10 protein-coding genes are annotated in these 13,478 nt (G+C 49.2%); all 10 read right to left on the bottom strand.

Annotation, left to right across the window (positions count from 1 at the left end; genetic code table 11):
* Positions 1 to 3: 3 nt before the first annotated feature.
* Positions 4 to 1,539 carry an ABC transporter ATP-binding protein gene (locus AC0YN3_RS30385; RefSeq protein WP_475778641.1) on the bottom strand — a complete coding sequence of 512 codons (1,536 nt, stop codon included), beginning with the start codon at positions 1,537 to 1,539 and terminating at the stop codon, positions 4 to 6.
* 163 nt (positions 1,540 to 1,702) lie between these two features.
* A complete protein-coding gene (locus AC0YN3_RS30380; protein ID WP_475778640.1) occupies positions 1,703 to 2,758 on the bottom strand; it encodes a BMP family lipoprotein in 1,056 nt (351 codons plus the stop codon).
* 350 nt (positions 2,759 to 3,108) lie between these two features.
* Positions 3,109 to 5,109, bottom strand: coding sequence for an ATP-dependent zinc metalloprotease FtsH (gene ftsH / locus AC0YN3_RS30375; protein ID WP_475778639.1), 2,001 nt, complete (start codon positions 5,107 to 5,109; stop codon positions 3,109 to 3,111).
* Positions 5,110 to 5,207: 98 nt separating this feature from the next.
* On the bottom strand, positions 5,208 to 5,747 hold the full coding sequence (hpt, locus tag AC0YN3_RS30370; protein WP_475778638.1) for a hypoxanthine phosphoribosyltransferase: 540 nt from the start codon (positions 5,745 to 5,747) through the stop codon (positions 5,208 to 5,210).
* Between the two features lie 51 nt (positions 5,748 to 5,798).
* Positions 5,799 to 7,211, bottom strand: a complete 1,413-nt coding sequence (tilS, locus tag AC0YN3_RS30365; RefSeq protein ID WP_475778637.1) for a tRNA lysidine(34) synthetase TilS — start codon at positions 7,209 to 7,211, stop codon at positions 5,799 to 5,801.
* A 33-nt stretch (positions 7,212 to 7,244) separates the two neighbouring features.
* Positions 7,245 to 8,168 carry a protein kinase domain-containing protein gene (locus tag AC0YN3_RS30360; protein ID WP_475778636.1) on the bottom strand — a complete coding sequence of 308 codons (924 nt, stop codon included), beginning with the start codon at positions 8,166 to 8,168 and terminating at the stop codon, positions 7,245 to 7,247.
* Positions 8,152 to 8,877: a vWA domain-containing protein gene (locus tag AC0YN3_RS30355; protein WP_475778635.1), complete on the bottom strand. Its 726-nt coding sequence runs from the start codon at positions 8,875 to 8,877 to the stop codon at positions 8,152 to 8,154. Before AC0YN3_RS30355 ends, AC0YN3_RS30360 begins: the two co-directional genes overlap by 17 nt.
* A gap of 521 nt (positions 8,878 to 9,398) precedes the next feature.
* Positions 9,399 to 11,891, bottom strand: coding sequence for a stage II sporulation protein E (spoIIE, locus tag AC0YN3_RS30350; RefSeq protein ID WP_475778634.1), 2,493 nt, complete (start codon positions 11,889 to 11,891; stop codon positions 9,399 to 9,401).
* Between the two features lie 603 nt (positions 11,892 to 12,494).
* Complete coding sequence (locus AC0YN3_RS30345; protein WP_076271298.1) at positions 12,495 to 13,013, bottom strand: S1 domain-containing RNA-binding protein; 519 nt, start codon at positions 13,011 to 13,013, stop codon at positions 12,495 to 12,497.
* A gap of 148 nt (positions 13,014 to 13,161) precedes the next feature.
* Entirely contained in the window at positions 13,162 to 13,476 is a 315-nt protein-coding gene (locus tag AC0YN3_RS30340; RefSeq protein WP_475778633.1) for an FtsB family cell division protein, read from the bottom strand.
* Between the last annotated feature and the right edge of the window lie 2 nt (positions 13,477 to 13,478).

Here is a 13,478-nt window from a genome sequence, read left to right as displayed (position 1 = left end):
GCGCTATCCCCTCCCTTCGGCTGTTGCCTGGTTGCCGGCCATCATAAGGCCCAACTGTTGATCGTCTCTTTGCTCCGCGTCTACCTCGCCCATCAGCCTGCCTTCATACATAACCGCTATGCGGTCGGACAGAGCATAAAGCTCATCAAGCTCGAAAGAGACCAGCAGAATCGCCTTACCCTCATTCCGGGCTTGTACTAGACGCTTATGCACGTATTCAATCGCACCGATATCAAGCCCCCGCGTCGGCTGCACGGCAATGAGCAGATCGGGATCCTTGTGCAATTCCCTCGCGATAATCGCTTTTTGCTGATTGCCCCCAGACAGCGCGCGCGCATACGTATGGATACCGGATGAGCGGACGTCGAACTCTTTGACCAGCTTATCCGAGAGCGTATCCATCGCTTTATAATCAATGAACATTGTCTTTCCGAACTCAGGTTCGAAATACGTATTGAGGATCATGTTTTCGCTGACGCTGAAGTCTAGCACGAGGCCATGCTTATGCCTGTCCTCCGGGATGTGACCTACGCCCGCAACTGATACATCTCGTGGCGAATGATTCGTCATATCGCGCCCATTCAGCTTAACAGTGCCTCCATCGACCTTCCGCATCCCCGTAATCGCATAAATAAGCTCGCTTTGCCCATTGCCGTCAACGCCTGCGATACCAAGAATTTCTCCTGCCCGAATATTCAAATTAAGGCCGTTCAATACGTTTTTCCCTTGCTCGCCCTTCATCTGCAGGTTGTCCACCGCAAGAATAACCTCGCCAGGCTCGCGTTTTGTTTTCTTCACTTCAAAAGAAACGTCCCGGCCCACCATAAGCTCAGCAAGCTGCTGTTCATTCGTTTCATCGGTTGTGACGGTCTTGATCACCTTGCCGCGTCTAATTACGGTTACGGAATCCGCAAGGGCCATGACCTCTTTCAGCTTATGGGTAATGATAATAATCGACTTGCCTTCTGCGGCAAGATTCCGAATAATTTCAATGAGCTCTTCAATTTCCTGCACGGTCAATACGGCTGTCGGTTCGTCAAAAATAACGATTTCCGCTCCGCGATACAACGTTTTTAAAATTTCTACGCGCTGCTGCATGCCGACCGTAATATCTTTAATTCGCGCCTGAGGGTCTACCTTCAGACCATAACGTTCAGAAATTGTCCGAACCTTCTCATTTGCAAGCTTATAGTCAATTTTCAACCCTTTGACGGGCTCATTGCCGAGCACAATATTCTCTGCAACCGTGAAAGGTTGTACGAGCTTGAAATGCTGATGCACCATTCCGATACCTAATTCTATTGCCCGCGAAGCACCCTCGATAACCGTCTGATGCCCGTTAATCCAAATCTCGCCTTCATCAGGCTGATATAAACCGAACAAAATATTCATCAGTGTTGATTTGCCTGCACCGTTCTCGCCAAGCAATGCGTGGATTTCGCCTTTTTTCAACTCGAAATTAATGGAATCATTAGCTACCAACCCAGGAAACCGTTTCGTTATTCCTTTTAACTGTACTGCCGTTAAGCTCCGGTCCATTCCTTATCATCTCCCCGGTTCTGCCGCTATAAAAACATGTAGCGCAAGCACATTATACACATATTTCTTAAAATAAAAAAGAATAAAGACCGGCCGAAGCCGGTCTTGTCTGATGCAATCTGCGAACGAACCTCAAACAAAGGATACCATGGAGTAGCGAAAACTATTCAGTAGGTACTTTGATTTCGCCGCTAACGATTTTCGCTTTGTATTCTGCCACTTTTTCAAGTACATCAGCAGGGACGTTCTTGGAAGACGTATCCGGCAAGCCTACAGCATCATCTTTCAAGCCAAGCTCTTGCGTTGTACCGCCTGCGAAGTTGCCTGCGATCAAGTCCTTGGATACTTTATGAACGGCAGCTTCTACGCCCTTCATCATCGAAGTAAGCGTGATTTCATCGCCGAACTCAAGTGATTGGTCTTTATCTACGCCGATAACCCAAACGGCATCGCCATTGTCTTTGCGTGCTTTCGCTTCATTGAATACGCCGTTACCCGTTCCGCCGGCTGCGTGGAAAATAATATCTGCTCCGCCATCGTACATCGTCGCAGCAGCCAATTTGCCAAGGTCAGGCTTACCGAAGTCGCCTGTGTAGTTAACTTCAACTTTAGCGTCCGGCTTAACAGCAGCAACGCCTGCTTTGAAACCAGCTTCAAACTTTTTGATAACCGGAATTTCCATTCCGCCTACAAAACCGATTTTGTTTGTTTTCGTCATCAGCCCTGCAACTACACCTACCAAGAAGGAGCCTTCGTGCTCAGCAAAAGTAATCGAAGCCACGTTTGGCGCTTCAATTACGCTGTCAATAACAGCAAGCTTAGCATCCGGGTTCTCTTTTGCCACTTTGCTTAGCGCATCGTTGAACAGGAAACCGATACCCCAAGTCAGGTTGTACCCTTCTTTAACGAAGCTGTTCAGGTTTGGCTCCATGTCCGCTTCGCCTTTGCTCTCTAGGAACTTTGTTGTAGCACCCGTTTCGGCTGTTACAGTCTCAAGAGCTTCCCATGCGCTTTGGTTAAAGGATTTGTCATGTACGCCGCCGACATCCGTTACCATACCGATTTTGAAGTCTTTGCCCGTTCCGTCGGACTCTACCTTAGTGCCTTCATTGGTACCGGCATTTGTTCCGCCCTCATTGTTATTCTTTGCTCCACAAGCCGACAACACAAGTGTCAACGCGATCATCATCACGAGCATAAGACTAAATGTTTTTTTCATGCGTGTTCTCTCCCTTGCTTCTTGTTTTGTTAAAGCAGTGCAACCCCTGTTATACCTTCTTATTCTTGCTGATACCGGCCGCTATTATTTCATTATAGTTACAAAAAAATAAACGTCAATGATTTAACGTCAGGTTTCGTGACACAAAATCATCATTTTCATTTCGATGTAACATTTATGTAATATACGGCCAAAAAAATATAAACCTTCACGTTAGCTTTCTTGTTTTTCCGCTTGTGGTTTATACTCGTATTATAGGCTAAATCCGAACATTAATAAAGTAAAAAATAGTCGTCCCGCTACTCTTACAAGTAGCAGAACGACTATAGCTAGCCATTAACTCCAATAATCTACTCGTTCTTATCTGGTTCGTCTGTGTTGTCGCGTTTCTCCAAGCTTGGACCCTTCACTTCATCCTGATCACGAGTTTGGATCCGGACCTTTACGTCGCCAATCGTTTCTACAATCGGCTCCGTTGTCGGTTCAACCGTATCCGTTGCTCCGTCGGAGGAAGACGAGCCATCCAAAGAACCTGTTTCGACTAAACGTTTGATTTGCTCAAGCTCAAGCGTCTCTTCGCTAAGCAGCGTTTGGGCAATCAAATGCATTTCCTTGCTCTTCTCGGACAATAGCTTCTTCGCACGATCGTAACAGCCCGTAATAATGGACTGCATTTCTTGATCGATCTCATAGGCAATGGCATCCGAGTAGTTCTGTTCATGCCCGATATCGCGGCCAAGGAACACTTGACCTTGCGAACTGCCGAACTGCATCGGTCCGAGCTTGTCACTCATACCGTATTCCATAATCATTGCGCGTACGATGCTTGTTGCTTGTTTAAAGTCGCTGTAAGCGCCCGTTCCAATCTCTCCAATAAAGAGCTCTTCCGCAACGCGTCCAGCAAGCAAGCCCGTAATTTTATCGAGAAGCTCTTGCTTCGTTACAAGCATACGGTCTTCCTTCGGCAGCATTATGACGTAACCGCCAGCGCGTCCGCGAGGAATAATCGTAACTTTGTGAACCATATCCGCATGCTCCAAGAAGAAGCCTGCAATTGTGTGTCCCGCCTCATGGTAAGCGACAATTCGTTTCTCGCGATCACTGACAACACGGCTTTTCTTCTCCGTACCGACAATGATCCGGTCAATCGCATCGTCAACCTCAACCATCGCGATATCTTTTTTGTTCCGACGTGCAGCAAGCAGCGCCGCTTCATTAAGTAAGTTTTCAAGATCTGCTCCGCTAAAGCCAGTTGTGCGCTTCGCAATAACCTCTAGCTTAACATCCTTAGCTAGCGGCTTGTTGCGCGCATGTACTTTCAATACCGCTTCGCGGCCTTTCACATCTGGACGGTCAACCGTAATTTGACGGTCGAAACGGCCCGGACGAAGAAGGGCTGGATCGAGAATATCCGGACGGTTAGTTGCCGCAACGATAATAATTCCCTCGTTAGCGCCGAATCCATCCATTTCAACCAGCAATTGATTGAGCGTTTGCTCGCGCTCGTCATGGCCGCCGCCAAGTCCGGCGCCGCGCTGACGGCCTACAGCATCGATCTCATCGATAAAGATAATACAAGGAGCGTTTTTCTTCGCGTTCTCGAACAAGTCGCGAACACGGGATGCGCCGACACCGACGAACATCTCAACGAAATCAGAACCCGAAATGCTGAAGAACGGCACGCCTGCTTCACCGGCTACTGCACGGGCAAGCAAGGTTTTACCTGTACCTGGAGGACCCACAAGCAATACGCCTTTAGGTATGCGAGCACCAACCAAGTTGAATTTCCGCGGATCCTTCAAGAAGTCCACCACTTCGACGAGTTCTTGCTTCTCCTCGTCAGCCCCGGCTACATCATCAAACGTAATCCGTTTCTTCTCGTTGTCGTAAAGCCGCGCTTTGCTCTTGCCAAAGTTCATCACTTTGCCGCCGCCGCCCTGCGCTTGATTCATTAAGAAGAAGAACAGGACAAAGATGATAACAAACGGAATAATGGAGGTGAGGAACGTTAGCCAGATGCTAGGTTGATCCATTTCCTTCGTTTCATAAGCAAAGCCGTACTGCTTCGACCATTCGGCAATCTTAGACTCGGCGCTAATGCCCGTCCTCGATACGAATTGATCGTTTTCTGCATCTGCAGGCTTCACTTTATATTTACCGGAAACAAAATAAGATTGGTTCTCGTACTTAAGACTTAACTCTTTAACATTTCCTGATTCAATCGCATTTACGAGTTCGTCGTATCGCAATCCAACGGTCGTGTTATTTTGGCTGCTGATAAATTGAAAAATCCCAACGGTCACCAAAAATATAATTAAATAAAAACCAGTATTACGGATGATCCGATTCATCCCCAACCTCCTCTCAGACGCTTAAAATATTTTACCATATCATGACTTTCCATAACAATAGAGGTGTACGGAGAAGGGCATGTACGGGTGAATCGCAACTATTTCTCATAAACCTGCGGCTTCAAAATGCCGATATAAGGGAGATTGCGGTATTTTTCCGCGAAATCCAAACCGTAGCCGACAACAAACTCGTCAGGCAGCGTGAATCCCTTGTAGTCAGCCTCAAGCTCAACGGTGCGGCGAGCCGGCTTATCGAACAAGGTTACAACCGTAACCGACTTCGCGTTACGACGCTCCAGAACATCAATCAGGTAGCTGAGCGTTAGCCCGCTATCGATAATATCCTCAACAATAAGCACATCGCGGCCTTCAACCGAGACGTCCAAATCCTTGATGATTTTCACGACTCCGGAAGATTTGGTTGATTGTCCATAGCTGGACACAGCCATGAAATCGATTTCGAGCGGCACTGTAATTTCCTTAACCAAGTCGGCCATGAAAATAAACGCGCCTTTCAAAACACAAATAACGAGCGGGTTGCGCCCGTCGAAATCCTTGCTTAGCGTCTCGCCAAGCTCTTTTACCTTATCGCCGATTTGCTGCGCGTCGTACAATACTTCTTGAATATCGTTCTGCAAAGTAGAAATCCCCCTACGCCTTAACTATGTTTATGAGTGTACCAGTGCTTCTTATTCGCTCCGCGCCTTTATGAATAACACGTCCTTGGTGTGCTCGTTCGTAAGCGCGTGACTCGATCTGCGGATGCCGGGAACCCAGAGCAATTTCCCTGCCGCGTCGAACAAGAGCGGATAAAGCTCTCGCTTCAACGGTGCGATCTTCTCGTCAACGAACATATCTTGCACTTTTTTCGAGCCATTTAATCCTAAAACTTGAATTCTGTCGCCCGGCCGCCGATTTCGAACGACGAGCGGATACGTTAACTCCGAAGCATCAAAGCAGGCCTCGTAGCGTGAAACGGGTTTGCAGTCGTCACTCGCGGACGATCGGACAAACTCAAACGTCCAGCCGCTCGGTACAACAGCAAGGCTATTCTCATCCAAAACCGCCTCATACCAATAGTCGCTTGCCTCTCCTGACGAAAGCTGGGATTCACGAACCCAACGCATCCCATCGTACTCGCGAACACAGCGAATACCGGCGCCAGCATCCGTACGCCAAGTTGCCTGCGCATGCGCGGAAGCGGCTAGCCGCATCGTCTCAATCTGCTCGAAGGATATCTTTTCCGTTTCCTTAGAAAGATAACTTAATATTAGTTTAATCAATCTCCTTTGTAAAGCGACGTGGAGACCGCGCAAATCGAGGCAGCTAATCGCGCATTCATTGGGGGATAACGTTACGAGCTGCGCAAATAATGCATCGGTTTGTTTCTCCATCCAATCATCTTCCGCACCCGCCACTTCGGCAAGCCGCTGAAGCGATTGGGAAAGCTGCGGATTATGTCTGGACAGATAAGGCAAAATATCTAGCCGAATGATATTTCGGAAATAATAGCGTTCCTTGTTGCTGCTATCCGTGCAGTAAGGAATATGATGCTCTTCGCAGTAACGCAGAAGGTCTGACTTGTTCATACGAAGCAGCGGACGAATAAGTTCCACGTTTTTTTCTCTTCTTTTTAAAGCCATACCGGCAAGTCCCGTTAAACCGGCTCCCCTGACTATCCGCATCAGCACCGTCTCGGCTTGATCATCCGCATGGTGTGCAAGCGCAATGCGCGAGGCATGATAGCGACTGGCAATTTGATGCAAGAATGCGTATCGCCGCTCACGCGACGCAGCTTGCCCGTTCATGCGCGTTTCTTCTATATAAGCCGGCATATCGAGCGTAACCGACTCAAAAACGACGCCAAGCTGCTCCGCAAAGGATTGAACGACCTTCATCTCACGCGCGGACTCCTCCACGCGAAAACCATGATTAACGTGGGCTGCAATAACGGTGATTTGACTTCTTTTTGCTATAGAAGAAAGCATATGCAGAAGCGCCATGGAGTCTGGACCGCCGGAAACTGCAACAATGACGCAATCGCCAGGTGACCAAAACCCCCGGGTCTCTGCTTCCTTCTCCAGTTCCATCTGCAAATTCATAGGTAATACCTCACCTTCATTTCCAGGCTGCCGCTACATCATGTTACGCAGCAGCCAATATACCGATATTCCTAACAGCACCGCGGAAGCGGCCGCAAGCCCCTTTAGCCAGAAAGGCGTCGAGGAGGATCTATGGGTATCACGCCTATGCATCAATGAACGCCATGCTGCTGAAGCATCGCCCGCATCCGTGAATTGACCGGCGAATGCCCTCCGCAGCCACCCTGCAACAGGCTTCAAGGCCGAACTGTTTTCCACGATCTGCATAAGCTCCCCGGCAGAGCGATTCTGCGGCAACAACTCTACTGTTAAGTGCTGCAGCCGCTTTGGCTCATGCAGCTGTATGCACAAGACCGCGAATGAAAAAATATCATACTGCGGGTCCGCAGAGCGGGAGCCACCATTCCAATAACCACGATCATAGATCTCCGTAAATTGTCGGATGCTCTTGCCTAGTGCCGTCACGCCGCCATAATCTACGAGCTCGACATGCCCATAATCGGCAACCAGCACATTCTCCACTTTCAAATCGCCAAACACCCAACCTGCTTGATGCAGCTTCGCCAGCTTCCCTAGCAAATTAAGGCCTACCAGCGGAAACCATTCTGCGCCTTGCCGCTTCAAGAAGTCGTCAGCTTTGGAGCCCAACACATACCGCATTACATAAAAAGGATATTCTTTGCCGTCCGGTCCATATAAATCGTCCACGTCAAATAAATAGGACTCCTGTCCTTGCTGTTTCTGCTTGGCTATGGACTGCAGAACGTTAACCTCAGACTGAAGTTCAAGCGCATCGATACCAAGCTTCATCGCATACCAGCTGCGGTCGCGCTGTACGAGATATACTTTACCGTTCGCACCCTCGCCAAGCAACCTCTCAACCCGGTATCTCCCCTGCTTCCACTTACCGGTCACCATCATCCCGCGGCGAAGGTCAACCTTAAACGACGTAGTCACTCATCATCCCATCCGTTTCATCTCTGCTCTGTCTACCATAATCGCCCTTGCGATAAAAATCAACAATATGCATAATCGCAGGACCTGTAGGTGTCGTTCCGCCCATCTGCAATTTCGGGAAGATGGCATGCATGCCGTTTAGGTGACTCGTCCAATCGAGGTCCAATATGCAGTCGTCGCCATGCCTGGAGCCTGGGAAATGAAAAACCGATATTTCGCTTTTCCCTTGCCTTGCTTGAAGACTCAGCATCAAATCATGGATAGCATCCTCTACGGCCGCAAGCTTCGGCTTCATACTGGCGCTGGCATCGATCAGCAGAGCCACTTGGAGCCTTGATGTCTCTCCGAGCTCATCGATAACGCGCACCACGTCGCCGCGCTTCTCCGGCGGCAGCGCCTCTATCGACGAGTTCCCCAGCACCTGCTTCAATTCCTTCTGCACCGCGAGTTGAATCGTCTGCACCACGGTCTTGCGCGTCATCATTTGCACGGTCTGAGACAGCTGGCGCATATTGACCATTCTGCTGAGTCCGCCGCCCGCCCGCGCAATCTCATCAATCTCCGCAGCGCCGAGCTCTCCCACATCCCCGTGATCGAGCACGCCGACCACATTAACCGATATTCCCTCCGATTGTGCATGCGCGGCCGCCACCACCGGGCTAAGCCCCACATTCGAACAGCCATCCGTAATCAACAATATTTGTTTCATTATCGTTTACCCTCCTCAAGTGTTTGAGAATCAAACACAGCTTCGTAAGCCTAGGCTTTGTGTTTGAGAATCAAACACAGCTTCGTAAGCTTAGGCTTCGTGTTTGAGAATCAAGCACAGCTTCGTAAGCTTAGGCTTCGCCTCAGCCTTTCTATTAGCTTTGCCTTTTTTGAGAGGGATAAACAACTAGACTAGCAAAAGATCGATATTCCGTCTTTAATTCGGCACTTGCCGCTCAATATGTATGTATATGTTCCTTATATCTTTCATCGGCTTATTCATTATGTATGCTAAATAGTAGCATAGACCCTGTTTCATCGGTTCGCTGCCGTGGTATAGAGTAATAGGAGCAACCCGCCATAACCCTCATTTTCTCCATAAGCCGAGCAAACGAATAAAAGCCTCTTGGCCGCCAGCCGTAAATAAGCCGACGAACAAAAGGCTTGATCTTGATCATCCGAAAGCGCGCACCAGCTCACCGTTCAAGTGCCGCCCATTTTACTCTATTTTCTACATAACCATCAACTAACCGTCCTCGGCCGCTCCATGCGTGTCACGCCGGGAAAACGGAACGATGCCCACTCTGGCAAGTGCTTCTCAATCCGGGCCACAAGCACAGTCATATCGTCAACGATCTCGCCATTATGGTGACGAACTACTTTCTCGAGCAGCGCGTCTGCCATCTCTTGCGGATCATCCGTTGCCAGCTCGCTTATTATCCGTTTCATCCACAGCTCCTTATTGACCGCCAATCCAGGCGCGTCATATATTCCGTCGCTCATCATGACTAGCGTATCTCCAGACTGCATCTGCATGGAAACAAAATCAACGTCGATATCTTGAAGAATGCCGATAGGCAGGTTGTTGGCCGTAATGGGAATAACCTCATTTCCTCGTTTGATAAAGCTTGGCGTAGAACCTATCTTCATAAACGTCGTTTGTGCCGTGTACAAATCTACGATCGCCAAATCGACGGTAGCGAATACTTCATCGGATGAGCGCAGCAGCAATACCGAATTCACGGATTTCACCGCCAGCTTCTCATCCATGCCCGACTGCAGCAGCTGCTGCAGAATCGACAGCGCCGCACTGCTTTCCTGCCTTGCCCGCTCACCATTTCCCATCCCGTCGCTAATCGCCACGGCGAATTTTCCATTGCCCAGCTCAACCATGCTGAAGCTGTCTCCTGACAGCAGATCTCCTCCCTTGGCAGCCCCGGCGATACCCGTCTCTACCTCATACTGCTTCGCCGATCCGAAAGCCACCAGCGTAGGCTCACCGTTCCTCGTTGGCGGAATCTCCGACTTTACAGCTATATGCTCGCCCAATATGTCGCTAAGCAGCGGTGCGATGATTTTACGGCATTCGTCATAGCCCTGTCCGAACGAATGGTACACCTCAATATCTACATTTCCCTCCTCTAAACTTACGATATCGATGCCTTGAACCGATAACCCCAGCCCTTCCACCGCCTCACGAATTTGTTCCTCCTGCAAATGCAGCGTCTGCCCCTCCCGTTTAATTTCCTTCGCCAAATCCTCCATAACCTGCGACACCCCTTGCAGCTGATCGGCTACAAGTTCGCGTGAGTCGAATATTTGCTTCTTCCAGTGCATATTATTCTGATATAGCTCGTACTGCTGGGTCATATCGGTAAGCACCTGCGAGGCCTTCACGCAATGCGCGGACCACGCCCTAGGCATTTCCTTGGCAGACGGAATCCTGTCCTCCTCCACAACCGTCATCATATCCGTCATCATTTTGTACGTATGAAAGAACTTGTCCTCCCAACAAGCATTTTGCCGATGGCAGCTTGCGCAGCTTCGCTCGGCAACCGCATTCATAAAGTGGCCGATCTCTTCTTCCTTGTTTAAAGTTGTTGCGCTGCTGTTAAGCTGGCCAAAGCTCCGAGCAAGCTGCTTGAACACCTCCGAATATTGCGACACGCGATCCGCCGTAACCTCGCGCACCCGCTTCGCGTAATCATGCTGCGATTTTGCATGCTCATTCGTGCCCGGAACATAACGGGATATCGTTCGAATCATGCTTCGCGGCGTCATCATAAGCAGCGTAGCGGCTGCTACCGATTCCCAGGTCGAGCTCATAACATCGGCCTGGCTCCCTACATATATGGATAAAATTGATGTGCCAAGCAACATTCCGAAAGCCGCCGCCATTTTGCCGCCGTCACGCAGCAGGCCAGCCAGCAATCCCGCAAAAGCGAGTAAGCTCATTTGAACGACTGCGCCAAAGTCAGCCAAGCTTAGAATGAGTCCTGCAACCACACCAACCGAAGCGCCAAGCGGTGCTCCTCCCGCCAAAGCAAACAGAAGCAGCATATAACGCGACATTACGTGTTCTGCCGACAGTCCGTAAAACACCCAACCGACAGCCCCCGTCATGACTGAGGCGAGCAAAATCATCAAGCATATGATTTCTTCGTTTTTGAGCGAGGCGGATTTCTTTGTCATCGTCAGAACGGGGATCGCTTGGATGAACACCAACGTAAGCACGAAACCGAGAGCAGCTTCTACCACAACGAGCATGAAATTGTACCAGCTCAGCTCGTCCCCAATAAAGACGCTAAACATCTGCACCAATATCGTAGATGCAAATACCAGTATCGGTGCCGAAGAAAGCTCCGCTCTCTCATACGCCTCAAGCCCCTTCAAGAATAGAAACAGCACCGCGATTTCCATCGCAATCCACATAGGCGCCGGATCAGCCGCCAGCCAGCTGCCTGCCACAAGAGAGATGGCCACCCAAGGATAAATATCCCTCCGCATAAAATAAATGACCGCAAAGTATGCAATTGCGAACGGCATCAGCGATTCGAGAATAACCGCTCTTCCAAGTAAGAAAGCTACGCCTACGAGTAAAAATGTCCACTTTTTGGCCAAAATGACTTGAATGAACCGGCGTGCAGCCGCCCACTCCCGCCCTTTCTGCATCATCGCTCTAGCTAAACCAGTCCGTTTCACACCGGGAAGCACAACCGCGTTTTCCTTTTCCATGAGCAGACACCACCATTTCCGAATGTAATGTGTTTTTCATTATAGGAGGTTGTCCGCATGAAGTTTGTCAGTTAACGTAACACGTCCAAAAATTTTTTCCGACAAAAATAATCGGCTCTGCGGCGCATAGGAATAAGCTTCTAAACATGCGCCCCGTATACGATTACCGTGGCTCGTCCATATCCGCCTAGCTTGTATGTGCCAACAAATTCTGTGTCGACTGCTTTCCATATAGTGGCGAAAGGACGTTAGATCGTGTCGGGAATGAAGGAGGATGAGAGAAAAGTATTTTTTTCAAGCGTAGCATCAAAGTTTAAACGACATTGACCGTGCAAAAGCGTAGCAAATACAAGGAATCACGTTCTATATGCACGCTTTTTCCCTCGCTTCGACAGCATTCAGTAAGCGCTTTCTTAATGGATCAAGCAGATATGCCCAATGAACCAAGCGTAATCCGTTGAAGCCGTCCTCTGGCGGATAAGCTTACGTTTCGCGTAGAAATAGTAGAATACTTGATCGCGTGAAACCTATAAAGTCTTATATTCGCAAAAAGAGCAGAACCGGTTAGGTTCTGCTCCATGTATAGTGTTATGACGATTCAGCTTATACTCGCTTGGCACCGCGTCCGCCGCGTTTGCCCTCCGTATTCTTCTTCAAAGAGGAGATGCGTTCTTCGCTATCTTTCAGGAACCGTGACACTTTATCCTCGAATGACGGTTTACCGTATGCCGGTCTGCCAGCCGATTGCTTGTTGAAGGGACGTCCGCCGCCACCGCCACCACCGCCGCGATTGAAACGTTCACCACCACCACCACTACCGCCAGTGCTTCCACCGCCGCCTCCGCTATGACGCTCGCGTTGTTGTGGCGCTGGTTGGCCTTCTGGCCGGTCAATGGCTTGCTTAATGGAAAGTCCGATCTTTCCGTCTTTGTCCACGTTGATCACTTTAACTTTCACGACATCGTCGATTTTCAGGTGATCCTTCACGTCTTTGACGTAATTATCAGCAATTTCCGAAATGTGAACAAGACCCGTGACACCTCCCGACAAGTCGACAAATGCCCCAAAATGCGTAATGCCTGTCACTTTTCCTTCTAACTTAGCGCCCACTTCAATTGCCATAAAATAAAATGTTCCTCCCTAAAAGTTATGCGAAGCAAAACTGAGTTCATAAGCATATGCTAAAAGTTTTGCGAAAACGCTATTAACGTGATTATAACCGAACCGTTCGAGTAAGGTCAACAGACGTTCACCCGATTCGGAGCCCTATTTAGTCACTAAAAATTTGCTGTACGCCCTTCTTAACCATGCCTTGCTCTTTGGTTGCTAGCTGTTCAATATATTCTGGGTCGTTTAATCGTTCAACTTGACGTTTGAGCGCTTCGGTTTCTTGCACCGATGCATCAATCTGGCTCTGAATTGCGTTTAGCTTGACGCCTGTAGCATTCTTCTGCTGCATCTGGCCAAAGATCGTATACGCCGCCCAGCCCATAAATAGCACGATGAACATCATCCAAAGCTTAAACCGGCGTTTCGTGCCAGCATTCCCTGGCATTTTATTATCTGCTGCTGTTGCTGCTGCCATGA

The organism is Paenibacillus sp. J22R232 (assembly GCF_056269165.1).
This window is presented reverse-complemented; position numbering and strand designations above follow the sequence as displayed.